We start from the raw sequence: 20,561 nt of genomic DNA, 5'->3' as shown, positions 1-20,561 counted from the left end.
GGCTATCTCGGACTCGCTCATTGTCTATGGATTCGTGCGCGAGGGATCGAGCCGGGGTTAAAAAATCGCGAAGGCGATTTTTTAACCGGAGGTGAGAGCCCGGTCCGAAGGACGCGCCAAAACATTTTAATAAGAAATGATCGGTTCTCTTCTTCCGAATTGTTTGCCGTATTCTTCCCAAAATTTTGCGTTTGGGTTTCGTGGGTTTTTGCGATCTCTGAATTCGGATTTTAATCCTAATAGAAAGTACATCGCAGTTTTTTCTTTGTTTTTCACAGGAAGTTTTCCGCGGGACTTGAATTGGAAATATTCGTCGGTCAAGTCCACGATGGATTGGGTAACGTTCACTTTGCCAGGTTCGCTATTGGATTCCATTCGGCTCGCAAGATTGACTGTGTCTCCCCATACGTCATAGGAAAATTTTCGTGCGCCGATGACTCCTGCAACCAGGGGGCCGGAGTGGACTCCTATCCTTGCCTTCCAATTGGGGCCTTTTTTTAACTTGGATAATTCTTCCAATCGTTCCAACATTTCTAATGCTGCAAGCAGGCTATCGACCGCGTGAGAAGATCTATAAGAAGGAACTCCCGCTACGCACATATATGCGTCTCCGATCGTTTTCAATTTTTCTAATCTATGCGTTTCGGTTACCGAGTCGAAATGTCTAAAACAAAAATCCAATTCTTTTACAAGATCATTGGGCGTAAGTTTTTCCGCGATAGAAGTGAATCCGTAAAAATCCGTGAATAAAACCGTAGCTTGAGTGATTAACCTGGGCTCCGAGCTTCCCGTTTTTTTAAGTTCTTCTGCGGTTTCTCTTGGAAGTATATTCAGTAAAAGTAATTCTGTTTTTGCTTTTTCTTCTTTCAAGGAACGATCCGCTTCCCAGGCCGCCTGCGCCAATTCTTTTCCGATGAAAGAAAACCATGCGACTACCAAGATCAAACTGGTAAAATAAAAGTAACTTCGGTATTTAGGATCCAAACTGAGTATAGGGTCGAAAAAATAAGGTATGATATGTACGGAAACGAATAGAAGTGCAAGAGCGATTTCCATCATGTAGATGTATTTCTTTTCTTCCGGAGGAAAGATATAAAACGGAAATGCAAAACTCGCGAGAATGTAAAGATCCAATCCCGCTTCTTGAGGTAAGATCCTTGAGATCATCAATAATTGCATTGTTCCCACGAATGCAAGTAATAATCTCGCAGCCTTATGGGAACGAACGAAATTTAGGAATAGAACGAATGCGTATCCGAATATATTTACCGTCCAAAGCAGATACAACCAGATTGGAAATATCAATCCGAAGCTAGTGAAAATAATGTAATACACTAATGTAAATAGCGCCGTGATCAATACCACTGCATTGGTAGCGACTATATATCTGGCTCCGGGAGCGTCTTCTACTCCGATCGATAATAGTTTTTTCCAGATCCTTTCCGGGATCCGACAATATTCGAACCAGGTCTTGAAAACATTCATAGGCGACTATTTCGCCGGAATTTTCGGATGTTGAAAATACTTATTTATACTCTCTCCCAAAAATCCAGAACTTCGAATACTCGACGATTTATGAAGGAGCTTCGACAGTATTTCGGATATGATCCAAAACCCTATAATGGATTTTATGCAATATCCAATGGATCCAAACATTCCAGTACGCAGTGGGTCCGAATTTATTCTGAAACCAAGTCCTTCCAATTAGAAGTGTCTCATTCTTTCCTAAAGAGACGAGTTGGAAGCTCCCCTTTTTAGAAGCGAAGTAACCATCCAAATGTGTCGGTCTGATATTTTTATAAGGACTTAGCTCTTTCATCGCATCAGGCTGTCGAACCACATTAAATCCTAATGAAGTATTTTCATCCCACTCGGTGATCTCTTCTACGAATACTCCGTTATTAAATTCACAGTAACGAATGGCGCCGATTCCTTTTCCTTCCACTCTGGCACGAACCGGATAAGAGACTCCTGCGTTAAAGATTAGTTCTTTCGGCTCAGGTATATCAGAAAATTCGAATAAACCTTTCCATACTTTTTCTTTCGATGCGGAAATTTTCAGACTGGTTTCCACCATATACCAATCGGATTCCCGGTCCATATTTGCTTCCAGATAAGCGAGTGATGGTAAGATCAAAAAGAGAAAGGGTAAAAAGGAAGATACAAACTTAGACTTTGCTTGTAGGAGATACGCGATACCTCCGCCTAAAAATCCCAAAAAATAAGCCAATGGAGCAGCCATCATCAAACAGATAACACCTTCCATCGCGACTATAAAAGTCAAAAACCCGGCGAGAGAAATGGCGCTTGCCGAGATCAATAATGCCTGTTTAAAACCGACGAATTCAGTCCTCGAATATAAAGCTACGGAAGTAAACCCGATAATAAAGGGACCTCCTATAAACAAACTAGCTCCGTATGTTTTTAATATATCCGTTGAAAAAAGACTGAAGAGAAGAGTGATACTTGCAGTGATCAGGATCGACCAAATAGAAACGATTAATTTAGATTTCGGAATAAACCCGTCGGAAGATTCGTTGCCAATAATTTTGGACGGACCATACAGACCTTCCGGAAGTAAGCACAAAAGAAAGAACATGAGAAAGTTCAATGCAGGTACGAAAAATAAAAATACCCAAAAAGGACTCAAACCGATGCTTCTCAATCTTTTTAAACAGAGAACTGTTCCCAAGTATAAGAACGGGAGCGAAAATCCGATCAAGGTGATATAAAAAGTGAAATCCTCGGAAGAAGGATCCAAAGTGAACAAGGCTGTCGGATTTTTTATATAATCCAGGGCCCACCATTCTCTGTTAAATACGAAATAGGATAAGGATCTATCCACTCCGTATTTAACGAAGAACAGGATCACTCCGGATATAAAGAATCTCTTTCGATCTATCGGAACAGATACTTTAAGGATCTCTTTGATTTGAGAGTAGAATCCCATTATTTGAGTCTCTCCTGTATTATTCTAATGGGAATAAATACTTCGTTTTCTTTTCCACGAGCGGTTCATAAATCTCGATCGAACCTTTTTCATTCATATTACAGCCTCTTTCAATACAGGCTTCCGTTAGTACGGGATATACTTTAAAAATCCCGAGAAAAATAGAAACGAAACTTTTCAGTGGAAAATCTACGGTTAAGTATTTTTTCTTTTCTATGATCCTGTATTTTAAAGGTAATGAAAATCCGGTTGGGACGTCTGCTATAGGTTCAGAGAACAATGCACCTACTTCACATCTTAATTTTTCTTCCGGAACTGTATTCGGATTATCTTTATAGATCCCAAAAAGTTTATAATTTTTGAATCCCTTCTCCGGAAATTCCTTCTGGATTACCTCGAAAGTTTCGCCTACGTTCCTATAATTCCCCATCCTTTCATGCGATAAAACATAGAATGGTCCTAAGGTCTCTTCTTTTACTTGAACGGTATCGAATGCACCCAAATAATAAAAATACCCGATCCCCGAAACGATTAAGGTAAGAACAACGCCTAAAAAAATTTTTGACTTCATCGTAAACTCCGGAAGGGAATTCTAAACGAAGAGTGATTACAATTGCAAGAAGGATTTTGACTGATTTATATCAGCCCCGCCAAACTTAACGATTTAACATTGGATCTATTGGATGCTGGGTTCTAAAAGACCGTATTTCTCTTTTACTTTTTTGATCTGTACTTCCATATCCTTCCAAAGTGTTTCTTTTTGAGGATGGAAGGTGGCATATACACCTTGTCGGATCAGATCCACGATCTCATCCAAGGAGAAATCCAAAAATCTCCAAAGTTTAAAATATTCGTATGTCAAGTTAACGTTAAATATCTCAGGGTCGTCGGTATTGATACAGAGCGGAAGACCTTGGTCATAATAATAACGAACAGGGTGATTCTGTTCCTTACGCACATATTTTCCGGTGAAAACGTTAGACGTAACACAGATCTCTATCGGGATCTTGTTTTCCCTCAAATAATTCACCAGCTCAGGATCTTGGATGGCGGAAGTTCCGTGACCGATTCGTTCCGCCTTACATAGTTCCACGGCCTCCCAGATCGCCCAAGGACCGTCGTCTTCTCCGGAGTGAGCGACCGTTCTGAGCCCGGCTTCTTTAGCTTTTTTGAATACTTCCGCGTAATCTCGAGCAGGTCCCATGAGTTCCGCTCCACCCAAACCGATACCGATTACTTCCTTGTGTTTGAGCTTCAGGACTCTGTTCAGGTTGTTCATCGCGTTTTCAGGACCGAAAGATCGGGAAACATCCACAAGAAGTCGGATCTCAATGCCGTCCTTCTCCTTCTCTTCCCTGATACCTTCCACGAGTTGGCTTACCATTTCGTCGAAATCCAAACCGTTTTGGATAAATTTAGAAGGAGCGAAGAATACTTCGGTGTATAAGATCCTGTTTGCTCTCATATATTCCGCGAGGCTTCCCACAAAATAATAAAGGTCGGCAGGTTCTTTCACCAAACTTTGGATAAAGAAAAATACTTGGATAAAACCGTTTAGATCCTTAAAATTAAACTTAGCTTCGAACTCTTCGTTACTGAGTTGAATTCCGTTTTTGGCCATGAGTTTTTTCATGGTGTCCTTATTGACGCAGGCTTCCAAATGAAGATGGATCTCCGTCTTAGGCAATTCTCTGATCAGGTTGATAACATCCTGATCTTGTAATTTTTTGGAAGAAAGATCTGCAGGTTCCAAAAATGCGGAAGCTGTTCTCTGCCCGGAATCGTAAGCATCAGTATCTCCCAGAAGCCAGCGAGGCGGCTCCGAGACCTCCAGATCCAAAAGTCGGATCCTTTCGTTCAGAAGATTATTGATCTGTTTGTCGAAAGAAATTTGAAGGGAAGAAGAGTAAGGCCTGTCTGCGGGGAGTCTGCTTTTCAGACGGTTCAATTCGGAGACATCTCGGTCTAAGATCCGGATTCTTTCCAAAATTTCGGAGAAGGTCACGCCCACGGGAGCAGGGTAAGTAAAACCCCGTCGGATTTCAATTCGGAAAAAGATTCCGAAGGTTTTCCCCTTATCTTTTCTGAAAATCTTCCGATCCTTTAAGAAGCGCCGGAGGATTTTGTCTCATGATCACAGCCAGAAAAACGTTCTTACCTTTCGCACTCCCTTCGATTTCCGAAAAAGCGATCGAAGAAGTAGCGGCGGTTCTTCGCTCAGGCTGGATCACTTCAGGACCAAAAGTAAAAGAATTCGAAGAAGAATTTGCCAAGTACACCGGAGCGGAATTTGCCCTGGCAATGAATTCGGCAACGGCCGGACTTCATCTCGCTTTAGAGTCCATAGGACTTTGTTCCGAAGACGCGGTACTTGTTCCTGCAGTAACATTTACCGCAACCGCAGAGACAGTTTGTTATTTCGGCGCGGAGCCGATTCTCGCGGACGTAGATCCGATCTTCAACCTGATGACCGAGGCCACCTTAAAAGAAACCATCGAACGAGAATGTGTGTTTTCCAAAGGGAATCTGGTCCATAAAAAAACCGGAAAAACCGTCCGTGCAGTGATGCCTGTACATCTTGCGGGCGCAGTCTGCGATATGGATTCCATCAATTCACTCGCAAAAGAATATCATCTTTATGTAATTGAGGATTCCGCACACGCCTTCCCTGCCGTTCATAAGGGAGAAAGGATCGGGACTCACGGGGATTTTACCGTATTCAGTTTTTATGCCACCAAAGGGATCACCACGGGAGAGGGTGGAATGGTCACCACTCGTCATGCTCACTTTGCCGAAAGAATAAAACTGATGAGACTTCACGGTATCAACAGAGAAACGTACGGACGTCCAGGCTGGTACTATGAAGTAGTTTCTCCAGGATTCAAATATAATATGAGCGATATTGCTGCCGCCTTAGGGCTTGTGCAGCTTGCGGAAGCGGAGGATCTTTGGAGAAGAAGGATCCAAATAGCCGAGATCTATCGCTCCGAATTTGCAGATCTTCCTTTTTTACATCTACCTCTACCTGCGATTGACGGTGAACATTCTTGGCATCTATTCAGAGTAGAAGTAGACACAGTCCCCGGAAAGATCAACCGAGACATTCTATGTTCTGAATTACAAAAACGAAATATAGGTTCCAGCCTTCATTTTATTCCTCTCTACGAACATCCATTCTACCAAAGATTCGGATTCGAAAGAAAAAATTATCCAAACTCTGATGCAATGTATAAGAGAACTCTCTCTCTTCCTCTATTCGCAGGAATGACTGACGGAGATATCGAGGATGTTGTCACTGCAGTGAAGGATATTTTTACCGGCCTGTAAGAGAAGAATTTACGTTAGAAACGCCGGAATCAATATTTCGGCGCATATTCTACTTAAAGAAAATATAAAATAAAAGGACCTTCACAAAAAGGACCAAGAACCCGTCTTCTAGATCGGACGCTTCTTCCGCTTTTTCGAAAGAAGAGAGGGCAATGATCCATTCTTCCACTTCTTCGGCTATTTCCGAATCATCGAAAGCGGAAAGATCTATCTTTTTATAACCTGCTTTCGGTATCTCTACTCCGCAAACCAAACAAAGATCAGAAATAATATCCAAGGATTCCTCTCGGACCAGTTCGGAAAATTCTCCCATCTCCTTGGTCTCGATTAAAACCGATTGTCCGAGCTCCAACACATCTTCCATTACGGATTCGGAACCTTCTTCATCGGCTAAATCTCTCCAAGAACGTAATGCTTCCAGAAGAAGGTCCGCAAGTTCCAAAACTTTTTCGGATGCTTCCTTTTTGTCCTGTTCCGACAAATTCTCCGGAAGGCCCTGTAGCCAGGAAGTTTGGACTGCTTGGATGGCCCCTTCTCCGCTGCTTAAATATCGTAAGAGTAAATATACGAGGGCCCAAACATTTTCCTTATGCTTTTTTTCAGAGTAAAAGTTTTGGATGGATTTGAATTCTTTCAGGGCGAATGCCATACTTCTCCTAAATTTTTCCGGGAAGGAGCTTAGACAAGCAGAATGTAAAGAATATCATTTTGCATTTTGTCGAAGGGTCTGGAATACTGAGTCTATGCACCGTTTTCTTTTGGGACTGATCCAACTAAACAGCGGATCCGACGTGGATTTGAATCTGCAAAAATGCGAGAACTATATTCGGGAGGCCGCTTCCGAAGGTGCAAAGCTCGTAGGTCTTCCTGAAAATTTTCCTTTTTTAGGATCCGAAAAGGAAAAATTAGAAAGAGCAGGTGAGATCGCTTCTAAAACCTTTAATCTTCTCTCTAATATATCAAAAAAACTGAATATATCTGTACTTGCAGGCGGATTTCCAAGCCCGGCTTCGAACGGAAAAGTTTTTAATACTTCTATTATTTTCGGACCCGATGGAAAAGAAAAATTCGAATATCATAAGATCCATCTATTCGATACGGATCCTGGCGACGGGATAGAATACAGAGAGTCCAGAACTGTGGAATCCGGTCAGATCGTCCCGGAAACGTATAAAAGTCCGGAGCTTGGGAATATTTCCTCGGTAATCTGTTACGATCTTCGTTTTCCTGAATTGTTCAGAGAAATTATGAAGAAGGATGCGGAAATGATCTTTGTTCCTTCCGCATTCACTAAGATCACGGGGCAAGCTCATTGGGAAATTTTATTGAGAGCAAGAGCGATCGAAAACCAATGTTTTATATTCGCACCTGCACAAACCGGAACTCATTTAAAAGGAAGAGAGACTTACGGACATTCTTTAGTCGTAGACCCTTGGGGAAACGTACTTGGGGATGCGGGCGAAGGAGAAAAATTACTCTTAACCGAAATAGATCTCGAAGAAGTGCAGAAGGTCCGCAAAAAAATACCCGCTCTAAAACATAGAAAAATACATTCTTAAATTCTAATATGAGAACCACTAGAAAAACAGCGATCATCACAGGAGCCGGAGGAGGTTTAGGAGAAGTATTAGCGATCGAATTTGCCGCAAAAGATTACGATCTCGCATTGGTGGATATCAATTCTAAAGGACTTTCCAAAGTCAGAGAGAAGGTCAGAACTCCCAAAAACTTTATCAGCACTCATATTGCGGACGTGTCTTATCCTTCCCAAGTGGAAAAAACCGTCCGAAGTGTGGAAAAACAACATGGCAGGATAGACGTATTAGTCAATAATGCGGGGATCTATATCGCCGCTCCATTCTCTCAATTGGATCTTTCGGATTTCAAAAAAGTGATGGATGTGAATTTTATGGGAACGGTCTATTTTACCAAGTATGCGCTCCCTATATTACAAAAATCGGATTCTCCCTCCGTAATCAACATTTGCAGCGATTTCGGATTGATCGGTTTTCCGAATAAGATCGCATATTCTTCTTCCAAGGCGGCAATGAGAGGATTTACGAATTGTTTATGGACGGAAGAAGGAGATAAAAACCTGCATGTGATGATCGTCTATCCTCCTGCGATCGACACAGGACTGATCAAAAACGCAAAATTCTGGAAACTGGAAAAAAGGACCTTAGAATTCGAATTCGTGCGTAAAAATTCCATCTCGGCCGAGTTCGTTGCAAAACGTATTTTGGAAGGAATGGAAAAAAAGAAGAAGATCCTAAAGATCGGATTTACGATCCGAATGATCGATATCGCCTCCAGGTATTTCCCGGAGACGACTCATACGATTCTTACTAAACTAAAGAATAGATTCGATTTTGTTTAAATACTATTCTATCCAATGAGGGTATAATCCCAAACGATCGATCACTTCTCCATCATGAGCCGGAACAACTTCCAAATTCGGATAGGCTTTTAAAAGAGAATGTACTCTGTAAATTTCTTTTCCGACCAATTCCTGATCCCTATCTACGATAGATCTCAATAATCTAATTCTATGAGACGGGATCTCGAATCCTTCTTTTGCCCAGGTAATATCTCCCGTAAAAAAGAACCTTTTCCCGGAAGGCAGATTTAGGAACATTCCGACATCTCCCGCAGTGTGACCTTCCATCGGAACGAATACCACAGAACCGTCTCCGAACCAATCCAGGCTTTTGGAATAATTCTCATAAGGTTTGGACGAAAAACCCAAATCCTTCCATATTATATTTTCAGAATCTAATTGTTTCGGCAGATAGCCCTTCTGCACCCCAAACTTTTGCAAATGTTTTCGGCCTGCCTCCGTGGACCAGATCCTAGCTTTGGGAAAGTCTTCCACTCCTCCTGCATGGTCCCAATGCAAATGAGATAGAACGATGTCTCCAATCTTCGCCGGATCGATCCCGTTCGTTTGTAATTGAGAGACCAAAGGATTCGGATTCTGATAAGCAACCATAGGTTTTACGTAAAATCTATGGTCCTTGTATTGTTCTTGGATTTGGGTCCCAAGACCCGAATCGAATAGAAAAGTCCCTTTGGGATGTTCCACAAAAACGACACTATGATAGATCTGCTTTCTGTGAAATAGAGGTCCGCCTTCGAATATGAATGCGGAAGACGCCTTCTTCTCCCCTGTTTTAAAGATCGTAAATTTGAGTTTGGTCAATCCGGAAGGATTTTCCAATCGAGGATCCTGGGATAATTTTTCCATCTCAGGGATTTCCGAAACTGCTAATTTAGGAATTCCTAATGCAGTACAAAACACCAATAGTAAAACGGCGAGAATCGCCAAAAATGTGATTTTAAGTTTCATAATTATTTCTCCGAAACGAGAAGTTTTGCCGTTTTCGAAGCGGATCGTATCGCCTTCGTATTTCGGCTGGTCCTGGAAATCAGGATGGCTCCTTCCAATAAAGAAAGAATACCTACTGCGAGTTCGCCGGACTTGTTCTCCTCGAATCCGTTTTTCCGGAAAAACGAATCCAATATGGAGATCCAATCTTGGAAAACCGCAGCGCAAGTTGAGTTCACTAAAGAAGGTTCCGAAGCGGTCTCGGAAGCAGTGGTCATGATCGGGCAACCCTTGGAAAAACCGGAGGATACAAGCCTATTTTCCAAGGCGGAAAATATCGTTTGGATCCCGGATGGAACCGATTTGGCGGAATCCAAAACCGCTTTCAGTTCCTTGGCCAATTCATTGCCCGATACCAGAAGAGCTAAAGAGGCCAATTCCTCCTTCCCACCGGGAAAATGGAAATAGATCGATCCTTTCGGGGCTTTTGCGTCTTCTACGATATCGTTTAACCCGGTTCCCGCATATCCCCCGACTTCCAGACGTTCCGCCATGGCACGGACCATCTTTTCCTTCGCGATTTCTCCCTTTTGACCCATCAGACCTTTAAATCAGTAAATAATAGACCGGTCAACATATTTTTTAGATTCGAACGGAAAACCTGAATCATAGATGAAGAATGGATCCTCGGTTTGACCGAGACCCATTCTGCCTAGCAAACGAATGGAGATTTTAGGATTTACCTTCTAGAATCCCGGCCATATTCTCCCTGACTTCTATGATCAATTCTTCTCTAAGTTTTTGTCGGATCGCACTGATCTTCTCTTCAAACTTCAGTTTTTCTCCCATTTGGCGGTATTGGATATCTCCCAACTCTCGAAAAACATCGGTTAACATATTTCCTTTAAACCCTAAAAAAAATGCCAACCTCCTATACCAAGGAAATGTGTGAGAAAGACAATTATAACCTACATTCCGAAAATCCTCCGCGGCAGATTCGTCCGATAGCAAAGGAAGAAGTTTGTCCTTGTTTTTGAATAACATCAACAGAAAGCTAAGGCTGGTCATATTGTAAAACGCGAATTTTTCGGACAATTCTCGGAGCATATTTTTGATCAAAACCTTGTCCCAAGGACAGATAAACAATTCAGGACCTTCCGGACTATAGTAAATGCAGCTTAATAAGCTGGAGTCATGTTGCACGGATTTAATCACTTCCGAATCGAATGGCAAATCCCTTCCGATGGACAAAGACATATAACGTGCCATAGCTCCTTTTCCGCTTAACACTACTTTTTTAAGGCCGTTCTCTACGCTCTTCTCTCTGGCACCTTTCAGGAACATATCACTTTCCAAAGATTTCTGGGAAATTACTCTGGCTAAACGAAAGAAGTCAGAATAGGCGCCTTTATTCCCTGAAAGTTGGGTTAACTTTGCAAATTCTTCCGAGTAAATGGATTTTCGGATCAACAATGGATCGTTGTTCAATAAACCGGATTCGTCGGAAAGTATTGCCTCTCGTATCGAGACCAATTGTTCCGCTAATTTTGGATTTTCTGAAACTAATTTAGGGACTACTTTTTTTTCGTACAATTCGGAAACTTGCGTAAACAATATATCCGCATCCTGGTCCGGAACATGAATATAACCGCAGGTAGAAGTCCTGGTAAGGATCTCCTCTTCTTGGATGAACGAATGGATGAGTTTATAATAATCATCCAACAACTCCTTCTGCATTATGTTTTTATGATATATTTTTCCTAATAATTCTTTGGCCTTATCTGTATATGCGTACTTAAAATGCGGAATATTTCCATCCGCCAAAGAATATAACACTTCGTTTAAAACGATCTCCCGATCGTTTTGGGAGGAGATCTCGAAATTTCTGATCGTGCCTGCTGATTTTCGGACGATCTGAAAGAATATATCCCTCACAGTTTCGGGATTTCCTTTTTTGGAGGATTTGGCTCCCAATACATGGAGTACGATCTCTAATTCCCCCGTGTTCTTCTTGGCAAAGATCCTAGGAACAACCAATACTAAACCCTTGGAGATCAGTTCGCTTATTTCCTCCACAAACTTGTAATCCAGTTCTGCGGTTGCCGGATAAGTAGGGATTTTACCCGAATTTAATCCTTCACTATTCGTAGATTCACCCGCAGTCAATAAAAGCCTTTCCATTTCAGGGCTGAAATAAGGCCTTTCATCGTTAGGATAAGAGTCTTTGGATTTGATCTGTAAATAGGTAGGCCTGAAAGAGGCGAATTTTCCGAACTCATTATTTGGTTGGTCTTGTTGATCAAGTGTTGTCATCGTTTCCATTTGAACATCCGAAAAGAATTCAATAAATTTCTTCCTAAAATAGGAAGACGAAAATAATACAGGGATTATTCGGAATTTTAAGATAATATAATAGATTAAATATTTATTTATGTTAAGTATAATTTCATAACCGCTCCAAAATTAGTTCCAAAGCATTACTCTTACAAAAAATATGTCTTATTACGTTTTTCGAATAGATATTGCATACTTACTTAAATAGTCAATATAAGCGCAGTTCGCCTTAATCCGTTTGAACAGCAGCTTGTTGGAATTCCTACAAATTTGTAGTGGGAATATGCTTGCTATACATCCATCCGGTTCCAAGATCTCCGCATGATACAACATCCTTGGCACGAGGCCAGCCCCGGTCCGAATCCTCCTCATGAAGTCCACGCACTTGTGGAAATCCCTTCCGGAAGTAAGGCTAAGTTCGAAGTGGATAAGGAATCAGGACTCATCAAATTGGATCGGGTACTTTTTGCTTCCGCACATTATCCTGCTCATTACGGTTTTATTCCTCAAACCTTGGGAGATGATAAGGATCCTTTGGATATCTTAGTTCTTTGCTCGGAAGAGGTTCCCCCGCTTTGTTTAGTACCTGCCAGAGTGGTCGGTGTTATGAGAATGATAGACAGGGGAGAAGGTGACGAAAAAATCCTAGCGGTCGCCTCGGGGGATAGAAGTTTCGACGGTATAGAACACGTGTCCCAACTTCCGAATTCCTTCAGGGCGGAGTTGACCCACTTCTTCTCCGTTTATAAACAATTGGAAAAAAAAGAAGTTAGGGTAGAAGAACCGGAAGGCCCCGAGGTAGCGAAAGAGCTGATCCTAAGGGCATTAGATTTTTATAAACAGAAGTTCCCTAAAAAGTGAGATCAACCCAAGACCTCGTATACTTCGCTGGACTTGGATTTTCCCTTTACTTTGACCTTACCCAATTTTTTGAAAGAATATTTCCTGCGATTCTTCAACTTACGATATGTGCTTTCACTAAGTAGAAGATTCGCATGGAACTCCTTAGTTAGTCCCTCGATCCTTGAAGCAAGATTCACCGCGTCCGAGATCACCGTCCCGTCCATTCTTTCTTCTTCCCCGATCGTTCCGAGCATCAATGTCCCCGTATGAAGTCCGATACCGATCTGTATCGGTTCATAATGTCTATCTGCCCTGGATTGGTTTAAACCCTCCAGCTCTCGGAGCATTTCCATTGCGGCGTCCAAAGCTTGATCGGGCAGACTAGGAAAGAGCGCCATGATCCCGTCCCCTAGATATTTATCTATAAAACCGCCGTGTTTACGGATAATTGGTCCCATTCTTCTCATATAAGAATTCAAAAAATCGAAATTGTCTTTGGGAGTCATCTTTTCGGAAAGTTGTGTAAAGGATCTGATATCCGAAAAAAGAATCGTCATTTCTCTTTGGACCTGATCTCCCAAACCGATCTCCGTAATATCGCTCTTGTTCAAAAACTTCAGAAACGCCAATGGAACGAATCTACTGTAGGCCTTGTTCACTTCCAATAAGTTATCGGATAGACGTTCTATATATAGGAACGCCTGAGAAAACCGGAAAGAAAGTAGATAAGATTGTACGAAGATAAAAACGAATAGTCCTAAAGGAAGATAATAACCCGTATTGATCACCGCCTGAGAATACAAACTATCGTTGATAGCGGCCACAGTTAAAGCGATCACTCCGCCGATCGCCATGAGAGAACCTTCCGCCCCGTTTCTTACCAATCGGACTAATACGAAGAAGATCCATAATATTACAAAAATCAAACATACTTGGAATGGGATCAAAGTATGAGTATAAATACTCGCCGGAGTCACGATCACCATCGTGGATACGACAAGGTTAAACCCGATAAAAAACTTTCTTAACTTAGCGGAGAATGAATGCGGATACAATGCGTCCAGATAATATATGAAGAATGGCACCGCCAGATAAAAGGAAATATATTCCAATTTATTAAAGAATTCCCAAGGCAAATGCGGAAATTTCTGGATCAGGAATCTTTCTCCCGTTACGAATATCCTAAGACAAATGCTAGCGCAGAATGCTCCGAAAAACAATCCGGTCATATCCCTTCTTCTTAAAGAATACAGACCGAAATGGTACAATGCCATGATGATAATACTTCCGAACAAGAACATTTCGCTAAAAGAGCTATTATCTCGGAAGTTCAGAAGATCCGCTTCCGTTCCCATTCTAAGGGATTCCCAAAGTCCTCCCTTATAATGATTAAAATTCGATATCTCCACTTGGATTAAGATCTCTTTAGTAGGTTGACCGATCGCAACGTAAAGAGGAAGATACTGAGGACGAGATGAATTCTTATCGGGACCCACCACACCATTTCCCATGATCTTCTTCCCATCCACATAAATGGAAGCGGCAGTTCCCGCACCCTGGAAGTGCATCATGAGCCTTCCCTGATTTTGGCCCGGAATAATTTTTAATGTATAAGTTCCATAACCGAATGCCATTAAAGGATTCATCCCTTCTAATTTAGGGATTTGATTCCAATTTCCCGGAACATTCACAATTTGAGTTTGCACGTCTTTAGGGCCGAGATCCGGTCTGGAAACGCTAAGTTTCATCCATTGAAATTTCCATTCTCCATCCAATTTTACGATCCCATCGTCCGCAAAATTCCAATCTCTCAGATCCAAAACCCCGTCTTCGGCAAGGGGAGAAATTTTAGAAGAGTTTTTGTTGCGGCAGGAGACTAATATAAGGATCAAAAATAGTAGAAGTGGAATAACTTTTAAGGCTTTCATAGGACTTTGATTCGAAATTGGACGATGTAACGTCTTTGTTTTCCTCGGGTTGGAAGCTGAATTTCCCGGCCCTTTTACGGAAAGCGGAAGTAATACTAATAAAATTCCGAAATCAATTAAATCAGAAATTCGAAAATCACACGGGATTTCCGAAATTTTTTTCCTACGATAATCTATAACTCTCGTTCGATGAAAATCTTGTAGTGGGCTCCCGGACGAACATCCGGGAGTTTTTCGTATCTTAGAATTTTTGTAGGAAGATTTCCAAAATATTGCGAAATTCTTCCGGTTGGTCCAATTGCAACCAATGCCCTGCATTTGAGATCACCCTATGAGGAAATCCTAAATGTAATCTATGCAATGCATACTGGTCGTCGTTTTCGGGAGTAACGATCGCAAGTTTTGGGCCTACAAATCTTTTTAAAGAATGGTTCGGATTATAATCCAATAATTCGGAAGTGATCTTGATCACCATATCTTTTGGAGTCCTAGTTAATTCTTTCATCAGTCTTTCTTTTACTTCAGGTTTAGAATTTGCTAACAATTGTTCCCAATAAGATTCCGTAGTTTGCACATAAGCATCCGAAAGTAAGGCGTTTTTGATCTGAGCACGAAAGGACTCAGGCAATTTTTCAGGGTCCCCATTGGAGTCTACAAGAACCAATCCTGCCACCCTACTTGGATTTTCTCCTGCGTATTGTAATGCGACACTTCCTCCCATACTATGACCGACGAGTACGAATCTTTGTAATCCCAGAAGATTTACCACTGTGGCAAGATCCTTCGTCATAGAAGAGATCTTATAATCTCCGTCCTTTGGAAATTCAGAATCTCCATGCCCTCTGAGTTCTATTCGGACTACTCTTCTGTTAGGGACGAGCGCCTCTTTTATCTCTTCCCAATGAGAAACATTTCCGCCAAAAGAATGGATAAATACCACAGGTATACCGCCGAATCCCTCGTCTCTATAGGAAATTTTTCCCGTAGGACCGTGAACGGAGGTTTTGATAATTTCACCTTTACAAAGAACGATGCCAAAAACGGAAGTTGCTAAAGTAATCATAAAAACAAGTATAGAAGATTATACATGACAAGTTCTGTCATATTTATAGATTTATACTAAATTTATGAGAGCTGATAGGCTTCTAAATATCCTTCTACATCTACAGGCGAAAGGAAGGACCACCGCTAAGGAACTTTCCAAAAAATTGGAAATTTCCGAACGAACAGTGCATAGGGATATGGAAGCTCTTTCTTCCGCCGGTATTCCGATCTATGCGGAAAGAGGGATCGGCGGAGGTTGGAGTTTAAGCGAAGGTTATAGGACGAACCTTACCGGCTTTAAGAAGGAAGAAGTAATCTCCCTGCTTCTTGTACATTCTTCTCGGGTCTTGGAAGATTTAGGAAAGAAGAAGGATTTCGATTCCGCATTCGTCAAACTGATGGCTTCTCTCCCTCCCGCATATAAAAAAGATGCGGAAACAGCCAGACAAAGAATTCATATAGACGGTCTAGGTTGGGGGCGCGCGATCCGAGAACTTCCGGTTCTTCCTATACTACAAGACGCAGTTTGGGAGGAAAAAAAAGTAAAGATCATCTACGAAAAAGACGGAGGAAAACCCGAACCGAGGATCATAGACCCGTACGGACTTGTGGCAAAAGACACTATCTGGTATGTAGTTGCCAAACGAGGAAAAGAAATGAGGGTTTATCGGATCTCTCGGATCAAAGAAGCGACAATCACAACGGAAAGATTCGAAAGACCTAAAAAATTCGATCTCGGAAAATATTGGGAAGAATGGATCAAGGAATTCAAATCCAGAGTCCCTAAATATCTGATCAAAATTAAAGTCACTGATTCCGTTGCGGAACATATCAAAAGTATTCCTTACATGAAATGCCTGAACCAAAAACCTATACAAAAAGGTTTTACAGAAATGATAATCGATATGGAAACCAAAGAATGGGCGTTAGGAAATATGCTGCAATATTGTGATTCCGTCTTTGTCCTAGAACCCTTGGAATTGCAGGAAGCAATTCGACATAAGGCTAAACAAATCCTAAAAATTTACGAATAAAATCTTCCTCCGGATCGAACCCTCGGCGACTCATAAGAAGATTGATTTTCCTGTAAATCGGGGATAATTTTTCGAATAGAATTTTTTCATGTCTTTTTCTCCTAAAAACTACTGGATCCGAAATCCGAACTTTCTGGAAAACCAGGAGGATGCGATCCTAATCTCCGATAATAAGGGAAAACTTTTGGATTCAAATTCTCAGGCGAAAGAACTTGGGTTTGTTCCCGAAAAAAATGACCTGAAACAATCTTCTTGGTATCCGAAACTCTCACAAGCGGATTCCAAAGAACATTCTCATCTTACCTTGCACCTTACTTCGGGTAAAAAAAGATTTATATGCAGGACAATTCCAATCCTTATAGATGAAAAAGAACCTGCAAAAGCGTTCTATTTTAGGGACATCACAGAAAAGACATTTTTAGAAGCCAAGGCAAAAAGATACGAAGCCCTTTTTCGACGAAGAGAAAACAAAATTAAAGAATTAGAGATCCGTGATAAACTCACAGGGCTTTTTAATCGAGAATATATGATCGAATCTTTCCTTGCGGAACTGCATAGAGCGGAAAGAAGTGGGACCACCATCGGAGTGGTTTTTTTTGATATAGACGGTGTAAAAGAGATCAACGAGACTTTCGGTAATAGCGGAGGAGACCTCCTTCTGAAAGAAATGGGTAGGATACTTTTGGAAAATTCCAGAAGAAGTGATATCGCTTCTCGGATCGGAGGTGAAAAATTCTTACTCCTTCTTCCCGGAGCGCACAAGAATATTGTTTTGGAAAGAGCGGAGAAAATCAAAAGATTATTTTCGGAGTATAGCTCCAACGGTTCTTGGGGAAAAGTGAAAATTACCGTCTCCTTGGGAGTGGCAATGTATCCGGAAGACGGTTCCACATACGATATTCTTCTGCAAAAAGTCCAAACAGGAAACTTCTAATTTAACTTCTTTTGCCGGGCTTAAAAGCGGATGTTATGTTTTTAGCGGCCAGCTTTTTCTCATAAAATTCCTTGGAAGCGGCGTAGATCGTCTTTTCGAAAGTGGCGTATACGTTTCCTTCTTCGTCCTCGTACTTTGCAGGAAGATCGAAAACAATTTCACCTTTTTCTAATATATCTTGTTTCGTTTTTTGGATCAATTCTTCCGTGATCAAAAATCGGATCTTCACTTTGTCAAGAATGGGACGGACAAATTTTACTTTTGCAGCCTTGTCCCATACCACATAATCCGGCCCGAGAATCCACATCATCATCAACATATAATACGGATCAACGGAGCTATAGATACTTCCCCCGTAAATTGTTCCTACTCGATTTAATGTACGTAAATTTTTTTTTAGGCTAACATGAAGCTCTCTCATATCGGAAGAGATGAATTGTATTTTCCCCCCGGTACACCACAAACAAGGCCAATGGTTCAAACGAAAACGTAACCACCAAGAAGATAGAGATTCATTTTTATCGCTCGGATATAATTTCATAACGGATTCTTTGCTGTCAGGATGAAAACGACATTCTTCTCGTCAAAACGATTTCCCTTCTATCCATTCCGAAAAATCCCCCTTATAGTCCGTCCTCACAACATAGACTATCGATCAACGGAGAGTAAAAAGTTCCAAGAGAGTAACCAAGGAGACTCTTATATTCCGATTATATTAAGATAATATATCTATAACCTTTTCATTCTTTAGAAAACGATCGTTATGTGAACTTTTTAAAAATATTCGAAAGGACGTTGACAGGGATAAACTTTCGAGTATTTCTTTTTCTACTCCGGATACCGGAGCAAAGCATTAAGTTTTTGTAATGCATAAAAAAGATCATTTGAATGGTGAAAAAATGAAAAGATCCACGACTCTTCTTCCTCGAATCGTTGCTGCCGCATTTATTTGCGCTGTGTCCCTAGTCGGGGCGGGATGTAAAGATTCCTCCTCAAACTACGATTCCTTGCTATTTTTAGTCCAATCCAACGGTAAATCCGGTGGTTCTCTTTCGGCTGACATAAATTACAAGGCAGAATACCTAACCCCAGCTCCTTTGGACCAACCAAGCGGGATCCCTTTCGAGGGCGGGGGCACTAAAGGCAAAAACGGGAGAAGCCCGATTCCTGTATATGCTCCAAAACTGCAAATCGATCCGCAGTCTTGGATGAGCAGCGGATACTTGTCCAAATCTAATACTCAGCTAAGAAACATTTGTATTCCAGGAACGCATGACTCGGGAACTTATGGGATCCAGGGAATTGACGAGAATATTTCACAAACCCAAGAATACACGGTAGGGGAACAATTATCTCTCGGGTATCGTTACTTCGACCTTAGGATCAAAAAAATAAACGGACAATTTCGTATCCATCACGGGTCCAGCGTTTCCGTTCCGGCTCAGGAAGTATTTCAACATCTTTCCACGTTCGTGAATAATCGTAAGAAAGAGATCGTGTTCGTACATATCCAAAACGTGAACAGTATGAACGATGCGGAACATTATGAACTGAAAGACCAGTTGGTTCTTCCTTATTTAGGTTCCAGAATGGCTCCACGTTATTTAGGAAATTCAGTTAACTTTTCCCAACTTTGGGACTTGGATAAGAACGTAATCCTGATCTGGGGCGGTGGAAATTATTCCGCTTTGTCCGAACTGTATTGGAACCAAGGCCAAACAATGAAGAGCGATTGGCAGAATACCGGAAGTGAATCCGACCTAGTCAACGGACTAAGGGCCCGCATCAAGGATAATAGAGAGGGGAAATTTTACGTAGCTCAGATGATCCTCACTCCTAATGCGGCTCAGATCATTTTCCCTCCGTACTGGGGAAGTATACAAGATCTTACCAATGATAAATTGGATCATGCAAGTTTCGTTTATGATTTGGATAGAGAAGCTAAAAAATCGGGACAACGTTTGAATATCGCGATGGTGGACTTTGCAGGCCCTCGTTTTTCACAATATGCTTTCGAAGCTTGTATGGATGTGAACGATTTGGAACCGAGATACTTTACTTTAAAAAGTAAACAATCCAATCTATGTTTAGATGTAAGCAATAGCAGCACTGAGAATAATGCTCGTGTTCAAGTTTGGAATTGTAACGGAACTAACGCTCAAAAATGGTTCTATGAACATTCCACAAGTTATCTCAGAAGTAAATTGAATACTGACAAGTGTTTGGATAATGGGGCGGAGAATTGGAACGGAGGAAAAATCGTCCTCTGGGATTGTAAAGATATGAATAATATGAGATTCGATTTTTACGACGATTCTATGCGAGTTAGGCAGAATCAATCCATCGCGGTGGATGCGAACGGTTCTACCAGCGGTTCCTTGGTCAGTCAATGGACCTGGCATGGCGGAAATAATCAACGTTGGGAGAAAAATTACGAATCTCCTTACTTCGCTTTGGTTAACCAAGCCTCTAATCTCTGTTTGGATGTAAGCAATAGCAGCACTGCAAACGGAGCAAGGATCCAAGTTTATAACTGTAACGGAACGGATGCTCAAAAATGGTATTACGATGCAGGAAACAGTTTCCTCAGAAGCAAACTGAATCCATATAAATGTATGGATAACGGTGGAGAAACTCGTAACGGAGGAAAGATCGCTCTCTGGGATTGTAAGGACATGAATAATATGAGATTCGATTTCGTGGGAGATACTATCCGAAATCGTATCAATTCGTTATATGCTGTAGACGCTTCAGCGAATAGCAACGGCTCTTTGGTTCACCAATGGGAATTCCATAACGGCAGCAACCAACGCTGGAAAAAATCATATTAATTCTAAGAACG

At 41.4% G+C, this 20,561-nt stretch carries 18 protein-coding genes; 7 read left to right on the top strand and 11 right to left on the bottom strand.

Annotated elements, in window-relative coordinates:
- Window positions 1-126: 126 nt before the first annotated feature.
- The 4 genes from AB3N61_RS02615 to add form a co-directional block, all read right to left on the bottom strand.
- A complete protein-coding gene (locus AB3N61_RS02615; RefSeq protein ID WP_020768580.1) occupies window positions 127-1,485 on the bottom strand; it encodes an adenylate/guanylate cyclase domain-containing protein in 1,359 nt (452 codons plus the stop codon).
- Window positions 1,486-1,573: 88 nt separating this feature from the next.
- A complete protein-coding gene (locus AB3N61_RS02610) occupies window positions 1,574-2,950 on the bottom strand; it encodes a hypothetical protein (RefSeq protein WP_367898410.1) in 1,377 nt (458 codons plus the stop codon).
- A gap of 19 nt (window positions 2,951-2,969) precedes the next feature.
- Window positions 2,970-3,521: a GyrI-like domain-containing protein gene (locus tag AB3N61_RS02605; RefSeq protein WP_367898409.1), complete on the bottom strand. Its 552-nt coding sequence runs from the start codon at window positions 3,519-3,521 to the stop codon at window positions 2,970-2,972.
- Window positions 3,522-3,626: 105 nt separating this feature from the next.
- Window positions 3,627-4,961 carry an adenosine deaminase gene (gene add, locus AB3N61_RS02600; protein WP_036088954.1) on the bottom strand — a complete coding sequence of 445 codons (1,335 nt, stop codon included), beginning with the start codon at window positions 4,959-4,961 and terminating at the stop codon, window positions 3,627-3,629.
- A 119-nt stretch (window positions 4,962-5,080) separates the two neighbouring features.
- Between add and AB3N61_RS02595 the strand changes: the two genes are divergently transcribed.
- Window positions 5,081-6,277, top strand: a complete 1,197-nt coding sequence (locus AB3N61_RS02595; protein WP_367898408.1) for a DegT/DnrJ/EryC1/StrS family aminotransferase — start codon at window positions 5,081-5,083, stop codon at window positions 6,275-6,277.
- Window positions 6,278-6,326: 49 nt separating this feature from the next.
- On the opposite strand, the gene AB3N61_RS02590 is transcribed toward AB3N61_RS02595, so the two are convergent.
- Window positions 6,327-6,926, bottom strand: a complete 600-nt coding sequence (locus AB3N61_RS02590; protein WP_367898407.1) for a hypothetical protein — start codon at window positions 6,924-6,926, stop codon at window positions 6,327-6,329.
- Window positions 6,927-7,020: 94 nt separating this feature from the next.
- On the opposite strand from AB3N61_RS02590, the gene AB3N61_RS02585 reads away from it, so the two are divergent.
- Both AB3N61_RS02585 and AB3N61_RS02580 read left to right on the top strand, forming a co-directional pair.
- Window positions 7,021-7,836 carry a carbon-nitrogen hydrolase family protein gene (locus tag AB3N61_RS02585; protein ID WP_367898406.1) on the top strand — a complete coding sequence of 272 codons (816 nt, stop codon included), beginning with the start codon at window positions 7,021-7,023 and terminating at the stop codon, window positions 7,834-7,836.
- A gap of 8 nt (window positions 7,837-7,844) precedes the next feature.
- Window positions 7,845-8,654: an SDR family NAD(P)-dependent oxidoreductase gene (locus AB3N61_RS02580; RefSeq protein WP_367898405.1), complete on the top strand. Its 810-nt coding sequence runs from the start codon at window positions 7,845-7,847 to the stop codon at window positions 8,652-8,654.
- Between the two features lie 3 nt (window positions 8,655-8,657).
- On the opposite strand, the gene AB3N61_RS02575 is transcribed toward AB3N61_RS02580, so the two are convergent.
- The 3 genes from AB3N61_RS02575 to AB3N61_RS02565 all read right to left on the bottom strand — a co-directional run bounded on the left by AB3N61_RS02575 (window position 8,658) and on the right by AB3N61_RS02565 (window position 11,924).
- Window positions 8,658-9,623: an MBL fold metallo-hydrolase gene (locus AB3N61_RS02575; RefSeq protein ID WP_367898404.1), complete on the bottom strand. Its 966-nt coding sequence runs from the start codon at window positions 9,621-9,623 to the stop codon at window positions 8,658-8,660.
- A gap of 2 nt (window positions 9,624-9,625) precedes the next feature.
- Window positions 9,626-10,156 (bottom strand): TetR/AcrR family transcriptional regulator, encoded by a 531-nt coding sequence (locus AB3N61_RS02570; protein ID WP_367898403.1) that lies wholly within the window; start codon window positions 10,154-10,156, stop codon window positions 9,626-9,628.
- Window positions 10,157-10,334: 178 nt separating this feature from the next.
- On the bottom strand, window positions 10,335-11,924 hold the full coding sequence (locus AB3N61_RS02565; RefSeq protein ID WP_367898402.1) for an exonuclease: 1,590 nt from the start codon (window positions 11,922-11,924) through the stop codon (window positions 10,335-10,337).
- Window positions 11,925-12,260: 336 nt separating this feature from the next.
- Between AB3N61_RS02565 and AB3N61_RS02560 the strand changes: the two genes are divergently transcribed.
- Window positions 12,261-12,797 carry an inorganic diphosphatase gene (locus AB3N61_RS02560; protein ID WP_036089002.1) on the top strand — a complete coding sequence of 179 codons (537 nt, stop codon included), beginning with the start codon at window positions 12,261-12,263 and terminating at the stop codon, window positions 12,795-12,797.
- 2 nt (window positions 12,798-12,799) lie between these two features.
- Here the strand turns inward: AB3N61_RS02560 and AB3N61_RS02555 are convergent, their stop codons facing one another.
- Complete coding sequence (locus tag AB3N61_RS02555) at window positions 12,800-14,707, bottom strand: adenylate/guanylate cyclase domain-containing protein (RefSeq protein ID WP_367898401.1); 1,908 nt, start codon at window positions 14,705-14,707, stop codon at window positions 12,800-12,802.
- 241 nt (window positions 14,708-14,948) lie between these two features.
- Entirely contained in the window at window positions 14,949-15,770 is an 822-nt protein-coding gene (locus tag AB3N61_RS02550) for an alpha/beta fold hydrolase (RefSeq protein ID WP_367898400.1), read from the bottom strand.
- A 64-nt stretch (window positions 15,771-15,834) separates the two neighbouring features.
- Here AB3N61_RS02550 and AB3N61_RS02545 point away from each other — a divergent pair, with 64 nt between their 5' ends.
- On the top strand, window positions 15,835-16,785 hold the full coding sequence (locus AB3N61_RS02545) for a helix-turn-helix transcriptional regulator (protein ID WP_020768598.1): 951 nt from the start codon (window positions 15,835-15,837) through the stop codon (window positions 16,783-16,785).
- Window positions 16,786-16,873: 88 nt separating this feature from the next.
- Window positions 16,874-17,719 (top strand): diguanylate cyclase, encoded by an 846-nt coding sequence (locus tag AB3N61_RS02540; protein ID WP_367898399.1) that lies wholly within the window; start codon window positions 16,874-16,876, stop codon window positions 17,717-17,719.
- Between the two features lies 1 nt (window position 17,720).
- On the opposite strand, the gene AB3N61_RS02535 is transcribed toward AB3N61_RS02540, so the two are convergent.
- Window positions 17,721-18,260 carry a DUF4442 domain-containing protein gene (locus AB3N61_RS02535; RefSeq protein ID WP_020768538.1) on the bottom strand — a complete coding sequence of 180 codons (540 nt, stop codon included), beginning with the start codon at window positions 18,258-18,260 and terminating at the stop codon, window positions 17,721-17,723.
- Between the two features lie 358 nt (window positions 18,261-18,618).
- On the opposite strand from AB3N61_RS02535, the gene AB3N61_RS02530 reads away from it, so the two are divergent.
- On the top strand, window positions 18,619-20,550 hold the full coding sequence (locus tag AB3N61_RS02530) for a ricin-type beta-trefoil lectin domain protein (RefSeq protein ID WP_367898398.1): 1,932 nt from the start codon (window positions 18,619-18,621) through the stop codon (window positions 20,548-20,550).
- Window positions 20,551-20,561: the final 11 nt, after the last annotated feature.

This window comes from Leptospira sp. WS58.C1 (genome assembly GCF_040833995.1).
GTDB classification, from domain to species: domain Bacteria; phylum Spirochaetota; class Leptospiria; order Leptospirales; family Leptospiraceae; genus Leptospira_B; species Leptospira_B cinconiae.
The sequence above is the reverse complement of the archived record's forward strand: the minus strand, read 5'-3'. Positions and strand labels throughout refer to the sequence as shown.